The organism is Gilliamella sp. Imp1-1, assembly GCF_001690415.1.
GTDB lineage: Bacteria > Pseudomonadota > Gammaproteobacteria > Enterobacterales > Orbaceae > Gilliamella > Gilliamella bombi.
Genome location: NZ_LZHK01000009.1, coordinates 1 through 16,520, shown reverse-complemented (window position 1 = coordinate 16,520; position 16,520 = coordinate 1). Strand labels below are relative to the sequence as shown.

At 32.5% G+C, this 16,520-nt stretch carries 22 protein-coding genes; 19 read left to right on the top strand and 3 right to left on the bottom strand.

Annotated elements, in window-relative coordinates; genetic code table 11:
* Positions 1 to 103: 103 nt before the first annotated feature.
* Positions 104 to 1,393: a 16S rRNA (cytosine(967)-C(5))-methyltransferase RsmB gene (gene rsmB, locus A9G38_RS01275; RefSeq protein WP_034913522.1), complete on the bottom strand. Its 1,290-nt coding sequence runs from the start codon at positions 1,391 to 1,393 to the stop codon at positions 104 to 106.
* A 37-nt stretch (positions 1,394 to 1,430) separates the two neighbouring features.
* Positions 1,431 to 2,774, bottom strand: a complete 1,344-nt coding sequence (locus A9G38_RS01270) for a Na+/H+ antiporter family protein (protein ID WP_034913526.1) — start codon at positions 2,772 to 2,774, stop codon at positions 1,431 to 1,433.
* Positions 2,775 to 2,957: 183 nt separating this feature from the next.
* Between A9G38_RS01270 and A9G38_RS01265 the strand changes: the two genes are divergently transcribed.
* The 19 genes from A9G38_RS01265 (at position 2,958) to A9G38_RS01175 (ending at position 15,664) form a co-directional block, all read left to right on the top strand.
* Complete coding sequence (locus A9G38_RS01265) at positions 2,958 to 3,830, top strand: shikimate dehydrogenase (protein ID WP_034913530.1); 873 nt, start codon at positions 2,958 to 2,960, stop codon at positions 3,828 to 3,830.
* A gap of 110 nt (positions 3,831 to 3,940) precedes the next feature.
* Positions 3,941 to 4,705 (top strand): type I 3-dehydroquinate dehydratase, encoded by a 765-nt coding sequence (gene aroD, locus A9G38_RS01260; RefSeq protein WP_034913534.1) that lies wholly within the window; start codon positions 3,941 to 3,943, stop codon positions 4,703 to 4,705.
* Positions 4,706 to 5,039: 334 nt separating this feature from the next.
* The gene (plsB, locus tag A9G38_RS01255) at positions 5,040 to 7,454 is read left to right on the top strand and encodes a glycerol-3-phosphate 1-O-acyltransferase PlsB (protein ID WP_034913582.1); all 2,415 of its coding nucleotides are present in this window, start codon (positions 5,040 to 5,042) and stop codon (positions 7,452 to 7,454) included.
* A 78-nt stretch (positions 7,455 to 7,532) separates the two neighbouring features.
* Entirely contained in the window at positions 7,533 to 8,075 is a 543-nt protein-coding gene (locus A9G38_RS01250; protein ID WP_218056473.1) for an SMI1/KNR4 family protein, read from the top strand.
* 138 nt (positions 8,076 to 8,213) lie between these two features.
* On the top strand, positions 8,214 to 8,684 hold the full coding sequence (locus A9G38_RS11510; RefSeq protein ID WP_051634255.1) for a CPCC family cysteine-rich protein: 471 nt from the start codon (positions 8,214 to 8,216) through the stop codon (positions 8,682 to 8,684).
* Positions 8,685 to 8,986: 302 nt separating this feature from the next.
* Complete coding sequence (locus A9G38_RS01240) at positions 8,987 to 9,169, top strand: hypothetical protein (RefSeq protein WP_202961573.1); 183 nt, start codon at positions 8,987 to 8,989, stop codon at positions 9,167 to 9,169.
* Between the two features lie 68 nt (positions 9,170 to 9,237).
* Positions 9,238 to 9,687, top strand: a complete 450-nt coding sequence (locus tag A9G38_RS01235) for a hypothetical protein (protein WP_034913537.1) — start codon at positions 9,238 to 9,240, stop codon at positions 9,685 to 9,687.
* Between the two features lie 78 nt (positions 9,688 to 9,765).
* A complete protein-coding gene (locus A9G38_RS01230; RefSeq protein ID WP_034913541.1) occupies positions 9,766 to 10,071 on the top strand; it encodes a hypothetical protein in 306 nt (101 codons plus the stop codon).
* Between the two features lie 211 nt (positions 10,072 to 10,282).
* Positions 10,283 to 10,666, top strand: coding sequence for a hypothetical protein (locus tag A9G38_RS01225; RefSeq protein WP_034913545.1), 384 nt, complete (start codon positions 10,283 to 10,285; stop codon positions 10,664 to 10,666).
* 16 nt (positions 10,667 to 10,682) lie between these two features.
* Entirely contained in the window at positions 10,683 to 11,165 is a 483-nt protein-coding gene (locus A9G38_RS01220; RefSeq protein ID WP_034913549.1) for a hypothetical protein, read from the top strand.
* Between the two features lie 168 nt (positions 11,166 to 11,333).
* Positions 11,334 to 11,663 carry a hypothetical protein gene (locus tag A9G38_RS01215; RefSeq protein WP_034913554.1) on the top strand — a complete coding sequence of 110 codons (330 nt, stop codon included), beginning with the start codon at positions 11,334 to 11,336 and terminating at the stop codon, positions 11,661 to 11,663.
* Between the two features lie 33 nt (positions 11,664 to 11,696).
* Positions 11,697 to 11,975, top strand: coding sequence for a hypothetical protein (locus A9G38_RS01210; protein ID WP_034913558.1), 279 nt, complete (start codon positions 11,697 to 11,699; stop codon positions 11,973 to 11,975).
* 101 nt (positions 11,976 to 12,076) lie between these two features.
* Positions 12,077 to 12,409, top strand: coding sequence for a DUF7716 domain-containing protein (locus A9G38_RS01205; RefSeq protein WP_442902849.1), 333 nt, complete (start codon positions 12,077 to 12,079; stop codon positions 12,407 to 12,409).
* Positions 12,399 to 12,788 (top strand): hypothetical protein, encoded by a 390-nt coding sequence (locus A9G38_RS01200; protein WP_141671117.1) that lies wholly within the window; start codon positions 12,399 to 12,401, stop codon positions 12,786 to 12,788. Before A9G38_RS01205 ends, A9G38_RS01200 begins: the two co-directional genes overlap by 11 nt.
* A gap of 41 nt (positions 12,789 to 12,829) precedes the next feature.
* A complete protein-coding gene (locus A9G38_RS01195) occupies positions 12,830 to 13,099 on the top strand; it encodes a DUF7710 domain-containing protein (protein WP_034913569.1) in 270 nt (89 codons plus the stop codon).
* Positions 13,100 to 13,196: 97 nt separating this feature from the next.
* Entirely contained in the window at positions 13,197 to 14,324 is a 1,128-nt protein-coding gene (locus A9G38_RS01190) for a hypothetical protein (RefSeq protein ID WP_141671672.1), read from the top strand.
* A 157-nt stretch (positions 14,325 to 14,481) separates the two neighbouring features.
* Complete coding sequence (locus A9G38_RS01185; RefSeq protein ID WP_034913576.1) at positions 14,482 to 14,727, top strand: hypothetical protein; 246 nt, start codon at positions 14,482 to 14,484, stop codon at positions 14,725 to 14,727.
* A gap of 85 nt (positions 14,728 to 14,812) precedes the next feature.
* Positions 14,813 to 15,133 (top strand): hypothetical protein, encoded by a 321-nt coding sequence (locus A9G38_RS01180; protein ID WP_034913579.1) that lies wholly within the window; start codon positions 14,813 to 14,815, stop codon positions 15,131 to 15,133.
* A gap of 3 nt (positions 15,134 to 15,136) precedes the next feature.
* The gene (locus A9G38_RS01175) at positions 15,137 to 15,664 is read left to right on the top strand and encodes a hypothetical protein (RefSeq protein WP_051634257.1); all 528 of its coding nucleotides are present in this window, start codon (positions 15,137 to 15,139) and stop codon (positions 15,662 to 15,664) included.
* Here the strand turns inward: A9G38_RS01175 and A9G38_RS01170 are convergent.
* A partial coding sequence (locus A9G38_RS01170) for an IS3 family transposase (RefSeq protein WP_081297939.1) occupies positions 15,641 to 16,520 on the bottom strand: 880 nt, incomplete at its 5' end. The genes A9G38_RS01175 and A9G38_RS01170 overlap by 24 nt on opposite strands.

Here is a 16,520-nt window from a genome sequence, read left to right as displayed (position 1 = left end):
CAACTACTAAAGATTGTCCAAATTAGGATTGTGTGATTTTTTTAGTTTTTTATACTTAAACACATAGTTACCTGAAACTTTTTAACAAAAATAAAAGGGAAAATTATACTTTCTTTAATACTGCATAAAAGAAACCATCACCACCATTTTCAGTAGGTAAAAATTCTTTAATTTCACCTTGTAATTTGGCGCTGGTGTTTTCTTGTAAAAAACGCTCAATTTGTAATTTATTTTCGTCTGGTAGAATTGAACAAGTGGCATAAACTAAAGTACCACTAGTTTTTAAATAAGACCAAATATTAGTTAAGATTGCATGTTGTAGCTCAGTTAATTGGGCAATATCACTATCTCGGCGTAACCATTTTATATCTGGATGACGGCGGATAACGCCTGTTGCTGAGCAAGGCGCATCAAGTAAAATGCGATCAAATTGTTGCCCTTTACACCATCGTTCTGGGGTTAATCCATCACCAACTTTAACTTCGGCATGTAAGTTTAATCGAGTTAAATTTTCGTGAATGCGCTTCACTCGGCTAGGCTCAATATCCACCGCTAAAACTTGTGCTTTTGGAGCAACTTCTAAAATATGTGTGGTTTTACCACCAGGTGCTGCGCACATATCCAAAATGAGCTCGCCATTTTGCGGTGCTAACAAATAAGCGGCATATTGCGCAGACAGATCTTGTACCGTGACAGCACCCTCATCAAAATAGGGTAATTTATTTACATTGACAGGCGACAATAATCGCAGAGCACTAGGTAACTCTGGAAAGCTATCAGACTCAATTTGTTGTTCAGCAAGTAATTGTTGGTAATCACTTACTGAATATTGGTTAAGATTAACTCGCAACCACATTGGTGGCTTTTGATTATTAGCATGAACAATGGCTTGCCACTGCTCTGGATAGACTTGCTTAAGGCGTGTTAACAACCAACTTGGGTGTAATGTCTGCTGGTTTTGTTGCTTGCTGTCTTGTGTAAATTGTTGTTGTAATGATGTTTGTTGGCGCAAAAACTCACGCAATACACCATTTACAACCCCTTTAAGCTGTGTTTTTTTGAGAGTATTGACCGCATTAACTGTCTCACCAACTGCTGCATGTGCTGGAATACGGGTATAAAGAATCTGGTAAATACCCACTAACAATAGGTCATGTAAAATTCTATTTTTACCCGTTAACACTTTACTCATCAAGGTATGAATATGAAAGTTGAGTTCTGGTAACACTCGCATCACACCAAAACAGATTTCTTGTACTAACGCCTTATCTTTATCGGCTATTTTGTGGTTTAAAGTTGTCAATGTAGCGCTTAATGACTGTCCTTCTTCTAGCACATTAAAAATAGCTTGCGCACAAATGGCTCTAATATTTTGGGATGATTTTTTATTCATAATGAATAGCGACCTTAATTCATTTAATTGGATTAACTTATAAAATTAACGAGCCAATCCAACCAGCAATAAATAATGGAATATTAAAATGGGTAAATGTTGGAATAACACTATCACGAATATGATCATGTTGCCCATCACTATTTAGCCCAGAAGAGGTCGCTAAAATAGTATCTGATGGTGGCGATCCCGCATCACCTATCGCACCTGATGCACCAATTAAGCATACGGTGGCAATTGGTGAAAAACCGAGTTGTACACAAAGTGGTACATATACTGCGGCAATGATAGGGACTGTCGAAAATGAAGATCCAATACCTAATGTAATAACCAGACCAATTAGCATCATCACAAAAGCGGCAATCACTTTATTACCAGCAAATAATGCTGCACTGTTATTAACCAAAGGTTCTATTTCATGAGTCTGCTTTAACACTTCGGCAAAACCTTGCGCTGAAATCATTACAAACCCAATCATAGCCATCATTTTGATGCCGTCCGTAAAAACGCCATCAGCTTCGCCCCATTTAATCGAACCCGATACAATAAAGCAAATAAAACCAATTAAGGCACCTAAAATCATTGAACCAGTATAAAGTTGAACAGTAAAAGATAGAACAATCGCCAATAATGAAACAATAAGAGAGCGCTTATTCACATCTTTTAAAGCTTCTTGATTTGCCTCTCCACGAATAATTTTATATTCTCTAGGCTTACGATAACTAACAAAAATAGCCCATAATAGACCAGCAAACATGCCTAATGCAGGAATTGCCATTGCATGCATTACATTTACATGGCTAACATCCATTCCTGATGCGGTAATATTTTTTAATAAAATTTGATTTAAAAAGATATTCCCAAATCCTACTGGTAAAAACATATAAGGCGTAATTAATCCAAATGTCATAATACAAGCAATCATTCTTCTATCAAGCTGTAAACGGGACATTACGTATAAAAGCGGTGGAATTAAAAGCGGAATAAAAGCAATATGAATAGGAATAACATTTTGCGATGAAATACTTACTAACCCAATAATAACAATCAAAATCCACTTGATACGTTTTTTTGCATCGCTTGATGTAAATTGCTTAATAGCTTTATCAGCCAATAATTCGGGTAAGCCAGATTTTGATATTGCCACTGCAAACGCCCCTAACATAGCATAAGAAAGCGCAATATTAGCTCCATTGCTGATCCCAGTATTAAATGCATCAATGGTTTCTTTTAACGATAAATGGCTAAATAGTCCACCAACAAATGCGCCAATTATTAAGCTAATAACGACATGAACACGGCAAAGAGATAAAATTAACATGCAAATTACCGCAACTACAACCGCATTTATTGAAGAAAACAAATCAAGCACTGTATTCATAAAATAAATTCTTATTTAAGAAGAAAACTTATTATTCTAGGCGATAGATGTTGAAAGTGCAATCGATAGTGTATACTCACTCTTTCATCTATATATAAATATATATAAAATTAAAAATGTGTTAATAAAAAATTCTAAAAATAGCCTTTAACTAAAATGTAGGGCTATTGTGGAGAGTTGTTAATGAGAAATAATATCGACGGACATTTTTTACTGATTGGTTTAATGGCTTACCCTATTCGCCATAGCTTATCCCCTCAAATGCAAAATACCATTTATTCTAAACTAAAGGTACCTTATGTTTATTTAGCATTTGAAGTTGACCAAAAAAAACTCCCTGACGCAATTAAAGGAATACGAGCATTAGGATTACGTGGCAGTGCAGTGTCTATGCCCAACAAACAACTAGTCTGCCAATACCTTGATAAGTTAACACCTGCTGTGGAAATGAGTGGTGCGTGTAATACTATTTCAAATGATAATGGTGTTTTAACAGGCTATAACACAGATGGAATGGGCTATATGCGCATGCTCAAAGAAGCCAACATTGATGTGATAGGCAAAAAAATAACCATTCTAGGTGCTGGAGGGGCTGCAACGGCCATTGTTGTACAAGCTGCTCTTGATGGCGTAAAAGAGATCACTGTCTTTAATCAAAAAGATGAGTGCTATACAAAAATAGAGGCCATTGCAAAAAAATTAAATCAAAATACTCAATGTCATGTACGCGTTATCGATCTGGTCGATAAAGATAAGCTACGCAAAGAAATTTCAGATAGTGTTGTACTTTGCAATGCAACAGGTGTCGGAATGAAACCGTTAGAAGGAAAAAGCTTAATTACAGATCCAACAATGTTACCCCCCGATCTTGTTGTTACAGATTGTATTTATAGTCCGCGTAAAACAAAACTACTTGAAATAGCTGAGCAACAAGGTTGTAAAATATTAAATGGTATTGGCATGATGTTATGGCAAGGTGCAGCTCAAATAAAAATTTGGACAGGCGAAGATGCCCCTATTGATTATGTGAAAGAGCAAATGGGTTTTAATGATTAATAAATAATTTCTTATGCTAATGACTTCATTCTACTGTTTTATTTAATACAAAATTAAAACCAGATAAAATTATGGTCTATTAACGGAATTTTTAGCTAACAGGATACAAAATGAAAACACTTACCATCAAAAAACTTGAAATCGGTTCAGGCGCACCCAAAATTATTGTGCCAATTATCGGTAAAACTGAGGCAGAATTAATTGATGAAGTACAGTTTTTACAATCAATTGATTTTGACGTTTTAGAGTGGCGTGTTGATCACTTTATCCACGTTGATAATCTTAATACTGTAAAGTTAGTCGCTAAAAAAATAGCAGATTTACTACCAAATAAACCTATTTTATTCACTTTTAGAACCGCAAACGAAGGTGGAGCTAAGCCATGGCCATTAACATCTTATGTCCAATTGAATAAAGAAATGGCTTGTAGTGGGCTTATCGATCTGATTGATGTTGAGATGTTTATTGGTGATGACTATGTAAAAGATATTATCGATGTCGCACACAAACATCAGATATTTGTTGTGGTATCAAATCATGATTTTGAAAAAACGCCATCTAAGAGCGATATTGTCTATCGACTAAAAAAAATGCAAGAACTTGGCGCAGACATTCCCAAAATTGCAGTTATGCCCAACACCGAGGATGATGTATTAACCTTACTAGCTGCCACCACAGAAATGAACACAAAACACTCAACTACGCCGATTATTACCATGTCAATGGCTGGACTTGGAACTGTTAGTCGTATTGCTGGTTCGACATTTGGTTCAGCGATGACTTTTGGAGCGGCTAAAAATCCATCGGCACCAGGTCAATTAGATGTTAAACAATTACGATATATTTTAGATGCATTATACCAAAGTCGTAGTTAATTCAACTGAAACTATTTTATTAATCAATCAGCTAAAGAAGAAAAAACAGAGAGATCCATTTAGTTGATATCAATAAACCTTTATATTAGACTTTAATATTGTTATATAAGTTGTTTTTATCAGCTACTTACATGGACTAAAGATTGTGCAAATTTACTAACAGTCAAGCAGTAAGAAGTATATACTTCACTAAGTATTAAGTGCTTTTGCAGACTAAAAACAAAACTGCTTTAAATTTTTAATCTAAACATTTATTTCTCAGTTTGGTTAGAAAGTGCAGAGTCTAAGTTAGTTAAATGGATAATTAATAAAAACGTATGAGGTTTATTTTTTTATGTTTTCTTGGTGGACTAAAGTTTATTTTTTTCTAATCCAAATTTTGGTGAAGCTTTTTGTTAAAAGCAAGCCAATTCCTACCGATCCAATAACAGAATTAGACCTTGATACCAACAAGCCAATTTTATACGTACTTCCTTATAACTCTCAAATCGATTTGATGGTGGTTCGATCTCTTTGCTTGCAATATAGTTTACCTGATCCATTAGTTGGCATAGATATCAATAATAAAGTTATTCCTGCTTATATCTATATTGATAAAGGACCTGGTATTTTTGCATCCAATCAACAAAAAAATAAAGCGATTGAAATTTTAAGAGATTATATTTCAGCACATCAACAAAATCATGATCTTGATATTCAGATGCTACCTATTTCGGTCATGTTTGGTCGCCGCCCTGATAAAGAAGGAGAAAAGAAACTTTCACTGCAAGTACTTGGTGCACCCAATAAATTATTAAAAATAATGACATCAGGCAGAGACTGTTATACACGCTTTTCTCGTACTGTTTCGTTTAAAGATATTCATGTCGATAAACAAGATCTTTCAGTGTTAGCACATAAATTGGCTCGCGTTGCGCGTATCCATTTTGCAAAGCAAAGGATAGCTTCTGTCGGCCCCAAACTACCCATTCGCCAAGAAATGCTTAATAAATTATTAAATAATCCTGGACTGTCAGAAGCAATACAAGAAGAGGCTAAAAGCAAAAATATTGATATTGATAAAGCGAAAAAAAATGCTTTAGTAATGCTAAACGAAATTGCCGCTAATTTTTCTTATCGTATGTTAAGAATAACTGATTTTGTGCTCACTTGGGCATGGAATAGGCTCTATCAAGGTCTTAAAGTGACAAACGCAGATCCAGTTCGTGAGCTTGCGCAAAACGGACACGAAATTGTGTATGCTCCTTGTCATCGTAGTCATATGGATTACCTTTTATTATCCTATGTGCTTTATCGACAAGGTTTAGTTCCTCCCCATATTGCTGCTGGCATTAATTTGAACTTTTGGCCAGCAGGTCCTATTTTTAGGCGATTAGGTGCATTTTTTATTCGCCGTTCATTTAGAGGAAATAAGCTTTATACTGCCGTTTTCCGTGAATATCTGGCTGAACTATTTATCCGTGGTTATTCTGTTGAGTATTTTATTGAAGGTGGACGCTCACGCACAGGTCGGTTACTCGATCCTAAAACAGGCATGTTGATGATGACAATCCAAACATTATTGCGTGGTGATTCACGACCAATTACTGTTGTTCCTGTTTATATTGGTTATGAACATGTTTTAGAAGTTGCAACTTATGCCAATGAACTCCGTGGTGCAAAAAAAGAAAAAGAGAGTTTAGGACGCACAATTAAAGCATTTTTCAAATTAAAAAAATTAGGGTTTGGCTATGTTAATTTTGGCCAACCTATACCTTTGAATCAATTTTTAAACCAACAAGTTCCTGATTGGCGAAATGAAATTGAACCAACTGGTACACAGCGCCCTAGTTGGTTAACACCAACAACCAATTTACTTGCTAAACAAATTATGGAGCATATTAACTCTTCAGCAGCAATTAATGCGATGAACTTATGCTGTTCAATATTATTGGCCGCAGACCAACGCGCACTAACCAAAGTAAGGTTACTGGAACATATCGATTATTTTTTAAAATTATTAAAAAATATTCCTTATTCAGATTTGATAACTATTCCAGATCAAACACCTGAAGAATTATTTGAACACGCCAAACAAATGGGTAAATTCATTATTACTACCGATGAAGTTGGTGAAATGGTTGGACTTACAACTGAACAAGCAGTATTAATGACCTACTACCGAAATAATATTCAGCATTTACTGATTATTCCTGCAATCGTAGCTAGAATTGTGCTCAAATATAACCAAATATCATCTGGCGAAATATTAGAACAAGTAAGACGGTTTTTCCCTTTAATAAAATCAGAACTATTCCTTTATCATAATGATGAACAGCTAACTGTATATGTACAACAAATCATAGAAACTTATGCCAAATTGAATTTAATTAGCGACTCGACAGATAAATTGACAGTAAATTCTTTAAAAATTTCGGGATTACAATTAATCGCTTCATCTTCTAAAGATACTTTACAACGTTATGCTATTGCGTTTTCTTTATTGCAAAAAGATCCAACTATTAGCCGTGCAAAACTAGAAAAAGAGGCGCGTCTCATTGCTGAACGGTTATCTGTTTTGCATGGTATTAATGCTCCAGAATTCTTCGACAAAGGTGTATTTTCAACATTAGTCGCATCACTACGAGAGCAAGGTTATTTAGATGATCAGAATGATACCAACTTAGGAAAAATTGAAACCATGAATACAATACTTAAGCCTCTAATTACAGCACGAGTAATGCAAACTATCGACGAAATCAATTTATAACTCAAATAATAAAAAGTCCATAATGAAGCTATTAAACAAAAAAATAATAAATCATGCTTTTTAGTTAATATGGTTTGGGTGAAAAAGAAAAAACAAATGATATTGAAACTTGAAGAAACACAACAACAATTAACTGATGAAGAACTCAACGAATTTAGTCAATTCGTTGGGAATAAAATTCCCGATGATTTTATCAACTTTTACCGCCAATTTAACGGAGGAACTTTTATACAACTTGATAGTAAAATGAGTAATTATGTTGATGACAAGTTTTTGATTAATTTTTTTAGCATAAAATATGGCCTTACAATAGAAAATATTTATGCGCAGTTTAAGCGAGATTTTCCGCAGCTACAAGATATGCTCCCTTTTGCTTCTGATCTATACTTGAATTGTTACCTGCTTTCATTAAGGCCTCAAGATAATGGTTGTGTTTACTACTGGTCAGTCATAGAGCAAAAATTAACACTGCAATTTGAATCATTTAACTGTTTTATTTTATTTTTGGATGAGATATTACAATCTCTTGACAAAAAATATAAGAAAGATCGCCAGCTAGATATTCTTATATGGGTTTGGGTTATTGCTTCAATTGCGCTTTACATTTATTTCCAAAAATAACCGTTTGTGATAATTATATTTTTGCTAAATAGATAATTAGCATTATAGCGTTCATTTAATTATGAGCTTAATAGAGGCATAGCAACATTATGTGTATATCTTTTTTGCGTAATGAGGTCATCAATTTTTTAAGTTATCATGCGTTATTTAGTTTTAAGCTTACAAGCTAGAACAACATATTTGTTTGAAAATGGCATAATAAACCAGCAATCTTGCGAGCATGCTAAACAAGCAATATTTAATAATGATATTTTTGATAATTATAAACCCTCACCGTTATTAAAAAATCGTTATCTCGAAACAAAAATAGAGCAAATTACCGGTAATAAAATAAAGATTATAGATCACCCAGATAGTGGAATATCAGGGGTAGCTTGTGCTTGTTGCCAATTTGTGGTGTTCGAAAATGCTGAAGATGCTATTTTTGAAATATGCCCTGTTTGCAATTGGCAGACGGATACATTGGATAAAAATGGTTATAGCAAATTAAACAAAAGTTACTTAACAGATTATAAAAATAATATCGTCACAAAAGAATTGATTGAGCAATACAGTGATGTATTTATAAGAAGGTATTCACCTACCAGCTTAAAATTGAAGCAAGTGTAATTTTCTATATAAATTTTCCTATCACAATGAAAGTGTGTAAAATCTGATTTTTTAAACAAAAAACAATCTTTATGGCTAAATAAAATTTGATAATTTATTATTAAGAAGGCCATTAAATAAATTGGTAAACACATTAAAAAATAACAGAATAACAAATGACTAAATAGGAATCTAAAAATGCTACATTCGACAGTTAATGTCAAAATTTATTGGCGATCCATACAACAAGGTGGAAAAAAACGCTTCCTATAAATACAAAATACTATCCGATCACTGAACCGCTTAAAGATAAGCAGGGTGATATGACAAGTTGGTCATTGGTAATAAATGTTAAAAATAATGAGAACATTAATACTCATGAAAGAATAGGTTTTGGTGAAGCGCATTTTTTAATGAAAAATGGGCCCTGTTACTTACTCAATAAAGGGTTTAAAATAATTATTTATGAGGGACCTAAACAAGTGGCAACTGTTGAAGTACTTTAATTACTGTCTTAAAATACAATTACAAGCTAAAAACATCTACCAACTAGAAAAATAAAGGTAAAATCACATTGAATAAATGGGAGTTTAATCATCAACTCAATCAATTAATTGCTATATTGACTTCCAAAAGTTTTGTTACCAAAGGCTGTAATGACCAACAATTGGCTCAACTTGAACACCAATATGGTCGGCTTCCTGTATATTATAAAATTTTTTTGTCAAAACTAGGCATTAATGCAGGTGATTTTAAGCTTGGTACAGCTATATTATTTCATGAAATTGATGATACAAACCAAGGCTCTTTAGTTTTACTGGTCGAGAACAATATTTCTATTCCCACTAATTTCTTTGCTTTTTTATTACATCAAGGTTATTCAAGTCTATTTTTTATGGATAGGCATGATGATCCTATGGTCTATTGTTATACAGAAGGTGACGTAATAAAAAATTTAAATTGCAAATTTAGCCAATGCATATCGGCTGAAATAGCATTGTATAAAACGTATCAGACTGAGTAAATGATTTGTTTTTATGCTTTAGTGCATGACAAACCTATTAGGCTCTAAAATCATATTGAATAAAAAGGTTATGGTTATATGAAATATACTAAAGATGAATATATTCGATTAGGGCGAACATTACAAACAACAATTATTGATGATCTTCCCAATAATGCTTCACAATTTACTACTATTGCTATAAATTTTAAAAATAAAAAGTATAGGGTTCTTTACGAAGTTATAAAACTAGTCGATGGTGTGGATTTTTTCGACGAACATGAAACGATTATTGATGAAATTCATGAATTCAATTTGTATCAACAAATGATAGATTATTTAGGCTCTATTGGTATTGATATAGATCAATTGGGGCCAGCAAAAGGATCAAAGATAATATTTTGATTTGGGAAAAGTATTAAGGTTATTAAATTCATTTTTTATATCAAATCATTCATTTCACGAAATAATGCAATCAATATCATACAATCACAAACCAAGATAATTATAGGATAATACAACTGAATTTTAGTGATCTTATGCATCAGGATGTTCTGTTATTATATCCCCTAATTATGCGATCACTCACTAGTCACAATCAAACATGGAAAAAACAATGAAATATTACGCAAAGCTAGTTGCTATAGATCCATATATTGAGGAGCAGGCTACTTTTGATTTTGGTCAATATCAACTTTGCTGTTTTATCAATTCTTCCGCTTGTGCGCTAAATCAGGGCAATATTTATCTATTAGAACTTAATTTGTGTTTTATTGACAAGATAAAGCCTGAACTATCTGGAGATAAGCATTTTTCTATTATGCAACAAGCTGATACTTTTGTTCATCATATTAATGGTTATCTATTTGAAAATAGATTAATACTATCGAATCTTGTTTTTCAAGATGATTTATTTTATGATTTTGCTTACTTAAGTGGTGATTTTATTAAGTTTAGTGTTGATAGGCTTTCTATTGATATTTTAAATAACATTTTTTAGATTAAGTATGATAAAAATGATATCCAATGTTGTAGTAAAGCGATTACCTCTCAGGAAACCTGGCGAAATCTATTCACTTGTTGAAGTTGATGGTGTTGGCTGTAATGAAAAACTGAAAGGGGGCTATTTAGAAGCGGCTTTTAGTTATAATGATAATTATATCTTACTTTTTGTGTCATACGGCGATGGTTGGGAAGAAGTTTTATATATTTATTTACTTGATTTAAAAGGTAATAAAATCGTCGACCGAGCCAGAATTGGTGGTAGTGCATATGCTTGGCTCAGTGCTTGTTGTCTTCGTGATATTAAAATTTTATCCGATAATTCGATAAGTTTTGAATTTATGTCGTTTAAGGATTCTGATGGTTGGTTACTCGAACTTTTTAACAAACCTATAAAAACCTTTCCGTTTGCACTTAGATATCTACCTTACATTTTCCGTCCAATTTCTTCCAAACGCTATTTTTTGATTAAAAAGAATAAAATATCACTTAACTAAAATCTTTGTATTGAAATAATAGATAGTTGTTAAGATGAAAAATTGTTTATAATTATCTATATATTTTTGCATATTGGTATATCAATATAGCGATGATCGTTGTTGTTAGTTAGGATCAACCTTGAAATAACAATTATATTTACCATACAATATTATTAAGGGGATTCAATGGTAGCTAAGATCATTCTGCAAGATACGTTCAATGAGCAAGATTTTCTACGGTTTGCCGAAAAGTGGCAGCAAAATGCATCGATCATCATTGAATCAATATTACAACATAACGACGCAAAAAATCGTATTTTTAACTTTGCCTTAAATCACATTCCAGATTCATTTGCTGAAGCAGTGATTGATATTTTTCTGGAAGATAGTGATTTTATTATTAGTGATGAGGATCTGCTAAAATGTGCAAATCAAGGATCCATCGGTTTAAAACAGAGCATACGTTATCGAAAAAAGACACCTCAATATATTATTAATTTATGTAACCAAGAATAATCAAAGCATTACCAATATCAAGGAATATAAAAGATGCTAGATTTTTCCTACTTATCAGATCAAAAAGACAGTAAGCCATCTCTTGTTTTAAGTGATAAAAAAGTGCAATTACTTGAGCAAGCTTTTATCGATTTAAAGCGGAAAACAGGCATCATGATTGATGTCTATGGTCGAAACAGAATCTATCCCGATCATCAAAAAATATTAATCAACTTGTTACAAAAACATAACGACAGCGAAATCCAAAAACTAATTATGCTACTTAAGCAAGCTGTGAGTAAAGACGAAGTGATTATTGCCGATGGTGATTAAATGAATACATTGCTTATTGAAATATACTGACAATCATTTAATATGCCATTATACTGATGTCTGAATACTGAAAGTATCTTAACCTTTTAATTTTTTTGAAAATGATGAATTTTATTACTATACGAGATATGCTTTCTAACATAGAAGACATGCCATACAGTTTTTTTTATCTTCCCGCTGATCACTCATCTTGGGCACTTAATACCCAAGGAGTTTTTAGTCTTGAGGATGAAGATATTTTAGATGATGATGATTCAAACCTGCCTAAACAAGCTATAGAAGAAGGATGGATACCAACGCTAGAAAAAGCCGAAATTGAAGATATTATTAGCGTGGCTAACAATGAATTAAATAACCCAACATTAGAGGATTTATTTAGCTCTTTTGTCTTTTATTTTGAAAACGATGCTTTTTTACAGTATTATGATTTATAACAATAAAAAAACAGTTGACTTGATATCAAACTTATCTGATAAACTCAATCAATTAGGTATTTTATTACAATCGAATATTGCTAGGCAGTTTAAATTAACTGATATGGCTAGTTATGTACATGTTAATATCTTGAAACAACAAATTTATCTGCGTTTCAAATTATCAATTAACAGTATGGAACTATTTGATAATGATATTGTTAATATTTGCATCACAAACGATATGATACATATAACTTGCCTTGTCTATTCAAATTATGGTGTGGATAAAGTAATGGAATATCAAGATAATCTTAATAATTTTGAATTATCTATTTTCGACAACATTTCTCTTAAACTATTGTCATGTTTTAAATCGCATATTAATTTTATAGCATAATACCATGTTGCAACCAGAATTGATTAAATAGGATAGCAAAAATGAACGAAATATGGGTATTTAATGGTGAAGGAGCAAACTTTCCTGCTGGTATATTCACCTCGTTAACTGAAGCTAAAACTTGGATTGAAAAACATCAATTATCTGGTGTGTTAACCCGTTATCCTGTGAATACTGGGGTGTATGATTGGGCCATTGCTAATGATTTGTTTACTGCCAAACAAACGTGGCATACAAAACCTGCCTTTATTGAATCTTTTACCTGTGCCTCAATGGAACACTACCATTTTGAAGCAGGACAACAGCAATAGCACTAAAACATTACTAATCATTAAAACTATTCTGTATAGAAAAAAGCCAAGTTATGTACACAACAATCCATTAACGCATTGACAAAAAAGGAAATAAGTGGTGGAAAAATTTTTCATATTACTTAAAAAAAAGGGAATAAATTATTTTATTAAAAACAATAAAATAACCATTAATGGTAATGTGGACTTATATCATACAAATATTAAGACACTTCCTAATAATTTATCAATTAGTGGGCATCTAAATTTAGCTCATTCACATATAGAAGAATTACCTCAAAATTTAACGATTGGTGGCAATCTAAATTTAAATTATACCCATATCCAGACATTGCCTGATAATCTATCAGTTGGTGGTAATTTATATTTAGCTTACAGCGATATTAAAACATTACCTAACACTTTTTTTTGTGGAGGAAATTTAGATTTAGACTCATCAAAAATAGAATCGTTACCTGATAACTTAACCGTACTTGGTAACTTAATTTTGCAATATACTAAGATAAAAGCATTACCTGAACATATCACAGTTAAGGGAAATTTAAATTTATACGATACTCAAATTGAAGTATTACCAACATATTTATCAATTGGTGGGGGATTAGATTTAAGCTATACAAATATCACAAGTTTACCAGAAAAGTTCTCTATTAATGGTAATTTAGCATTAAGTGGCACTAAATTAACAAACCTGCCTGAAGGCCTTTCTGTTTCTGGAAGTTTAGAACTTGAATATACTGAGATTCAAACATTGCCACGTAATCTTACTATAGGTGGTAATTTAGATTTATTTCACACGCAAATCAATAAATTATCAGAAAATTTATCAGTTGGAGGTTATCTAAGTTTACAAAATCAAAAAATTAACACCTTGCCCGAAAATTTATCCGTAAACGGAACTTTATACATTGATGAGACAGAGATTAAACGATTACCAGAAAGTTTACAGGTAAATCATGTACTGATTTTAGATATCAAAAAAATCGAAAATATTGTTTATTATAAAAATTTTGAAGGGTTTGCTTCAACAATTTTCGCTTGTTGGATCAATAATGAATTTACTATTGTTGCCGCTCGTTTTTTAGGTGCACTTAAAACATTTGAAGAATATGTTGATAAAAATGAATCCTATGAAAATGCAATCAATTACAAAATCGCAGCTAGAGAATGTGTAGAAAAATTAGCTAAAAAACTGAATAAACCTTTTTTATCTAACAGCCTCTAATCTGTCTGATAATTATGATAAAAACAAAGATATTAATCCAGTAATCTTGTAAATATGTAAGATAATATCTTACTATTCATTACCTAATAGGTATTTAAATTTATGGCGCTAGATTTTATTATCAACTTTGACAATCAGCAATCAGAAATAATTTACCATGAGCGAAGATCTTCATGGAAAAATATTTAGTACATCAACCTGCTGGAAAAGTCTTAAACAATTAAAAAGAATTCGTGACTATTACACCGTTAATGTTGTGTTTAATGCTAGCAATTTGGCAATATTGATAACTGATTTAACGCAAATTATGTCACAAATTGAAAATTTTACTCCTGAACTGCAACGGATCATCATCACGCTCAAACAAAAAAATATTAAACAATTACGTGTTACGGGTGATTAACTATTTAGTTATTGAGTAATGAGTATCAAATAGTTAGCATAAGTTTTAGTAATAAAACTTATTATGATAGGGATAACACCACTCAATGTCAGCCGAGTTTAGATTAGTGTTTATAAATCACACATGGTATCAGCAAAATGCCTGTGATATCGCCAATGAAATTTTATCATTACCCACTTATATTGCTAAAAATAGCGCATACTGTTTATCAGGCTCACCATATTGGGATAATAGTAAGAGTAGATTGTTCGATGTCAGACTATTTTTGGAAGATACTCAAATTTTTATTGAAATAAGTGCTCATCCGCCTAGGATCGAAAAAGATTTAGCGCAGTTATTTACATGGATAAGAAGTCAGACTGAGATTAAAATATTAGACGACGATGGGCAAATATCAGGATGGTAAGTCATGATCGCATTGAATGCTAACATTATTAGCTATAAATCAATAGGAAACATTCAAATTGGTGATAACATTCTCACTTATTTGGATGAAATGTACCAACGTTTTGATGTTAAATGTCAAGAATGTGAATTGTATTCTCCACCTGGTGAGCAAAATAGATGGTGCTTCTATTCGTTAAACGATGGCACATTGACAATCACTACCACTTTTGACGGAGACATTATTGGAATAGGATGTAACCAAAATTACCAAGGCAAATATATAAATAAATATCAAAACGAGTTATATGCTGGCATTACCATGGAAGAGTTGTGCTATCTAACTAAGTTTCGAGCTATCTTACTTGGCATGCTGATTGTTGATGATGATTATGGTCTATCTTTCACACTACCTTCACCTTACGATGAAATCGCTGATAATATAAAAGACATCCCCTATGATTTAAAACTTAATGAACTTTATGTCACGAATTATTCTCAATGGAAGCCCTGGAATGGCAACACATTTTCAAACAAAAAAATTAAGGGGTAAGTGTTTTTTAAATTCAACGGGAGGCAAGTAGCCTAACGAAGAATGTAATCGTTTATGATTATACCAATAAGCATAAGCCGAAAAAGCGCGTTGTAATTCAGCCGTTGAGTTGAAACGTTGGCCTTTTACAAATTCCGTTTTAATTGTTTTAAATGTCGCTTCCGCTACCGCATTGTCATATGGACCCCCTTTCTTGCTTAATGAATGCGTGATATTAAATGTCTTAAAACACGCCTCTAATAACCGATTATCAAACTCTTTGCCTCGGTCTGAATGAAATAAATCCAATTTTGATAATGGCAGTTTAATTTGGCTTAATGCCGACATAACAAGCTCTGCTGTTTTATGTTGACCAACATGGTAACCGACAATTTGCCTATCGGATAAGTTCACTAAAACACATAAATAGTTCCAACGTTGCTTAACTTGAATATAGGTTAAATCTGCAACAACAATTTGTTTTTTATCACCTACATCAAATTGTCGTTGCAGGTGATTTTCTATGGCGGTTTCATTCACTTCCGTAGTGTGAGATTGATAACGTTTAACGGTGTATTTTGATACCAGCAATAAGGCTTTCATCACCCGAGCAATGTAACGGCGTGACACCCAAATATTCTCTTTCTGTAAATCAAAACGAATTCGTCTTGTACCATAAGACTGATAGCTCTGATTAAATAGCGTCACGATTTTATTGGCATAAAGCCCTACTGATTTTTGTCTATTCAATTTACACTGATAATAAGCATAATGTCTTGATAATCCTAAATATTGACATAGCTTTGTTATGCTATAACGATGTCGATTTGCTTTTAGGATAGCGATTTTCGTCCTATTATCAGTGCTGCTTGCTTTA

Excerpts from the sequence above, each read along its gene's own strand:
- aroD (WP_034913534.1), top strand. The coding sequence starts at position 3,941 with ATGAAAACACTTACCATCAAAAAACTTGAAATCGGTTCAGGCGCACCC.
- rsmB (WP_034913522.1), bottom strand. The coding sequence starts at position 1,393 with ATGAATAAAAAATCATCCCAAAATATTAGAGCCATTTGTGCGCAAGCT.
- A9G38_RS01230 (WP_034913541.1), top strand. The coding sequence starts at position 9,766 with ATGAAATATACTAAAGATGAATATATTCGATTAGGGCGAACATTACAA.
- A9G38_RS01270 (WP_034913526.1), bottom strand. The coding sequence starts at position 2,774 with ATGAATACAGTGCTTGATTTGTTTTCTTCAATAAATGCGGTTGTAGTT.
- A9G38_RS01240 (WP_202961573.1), top strand. The coding sequence starts at position 8,987 with ATGACAAGTTGGTCATTGGTAATAAATGTTAAAAATAATGAGAACATT.
- A9G38_RS01195 (WP_034913569.1), top strand. The coding sequence starts at position 12,830 with ATGAACGAAATATGGGTATTTAATGGTGAAGGAGCAAACTTTCCTGCT.
- A9G38_RS11510 (WP_051634255.1), top strand. The coding sequence starts at position 8,214 with ATGCGTTATTTAGTTTTAAGCTTACAAGCTAGAACAACATATTTGTTT.
- A9G38_RS01205 (WP_442902849.1), top strand. The coding sequence starts at position 12,077 with ATGATGAATTTTATTACTATACGAGATATGCTTTCTAACATAGAAGAC.
- A9G38_RS01210 (WP_034913558.1), top strand. The coding sequence starts at position 11,697 with ATGCTAGATTTTTCCTACTTATCAGATCAAAAAGACAGTAAGCCATCT.
- A9G38_RS01175 (WP_051634257.1), top strand. The coding sequence starts at position 15,137 with ATGATCGCATTGAATGCTAACATTATTAGCTATAAATCAATAGGAAAC.
- A9G38_RS01180 (WP_034913579.1), top strand. The coding sequence starts at position 14,813 with ATGTCAGCCGAGTTTAGATTAGTGTTTATAAATCACACATGGTATCAG.
- A9G38_RS01220 (WP_034913549.1), top strand. The coding sequence starts at position 10,683 with ATGATATCCAATGTTGTAGTAAAGCGATTACCTCTCAGGAAACCTGGC.
- A9G38_RS01215 (WP_034913554.1), top strand. The coding sequence starts at position 11,334 with ATGGTAGCTAAGATCATTCTGCAAGATACGTTCAATGAGCAAGATTTT.
- A9G38_RS01265 (WP_034913530.1), top strand. The coding sequence starts at position 2,958 with ATGAGAAATAATATCGACGGACATTTTTTACTGATTGGTTTAATGGCT.
- plsB (WP_034913582.1), top strand. The coding sequence starts at position 5,040 with ATGTTTTCTTGGTGGACTAAAGTTTATTTTTTTCTAATCCAAATTTTG.
- A9G38_RS01185 (WP_034913576.1), top strand. The coding sequence starts at position 14,482 with ATGAGCGAAGATCTTCATGGAAAAATATTTAGTACATCAACCTGCTGG.
- A9G38_RS01225 (WP_034913545.1), top strand. The coding sequence starts at position 10,283 with ATGAAATATTACGCAAAGCTAGTTGCTATAGATCCATATATTGAGGAG.
- A9G38_RS01200 (WP_141671117.1), top strand. The coding sequence starts at position 12,399 with ATGATTTATAACAATAAAAAAACAGTTGACTTGATATCAAACTTATCT.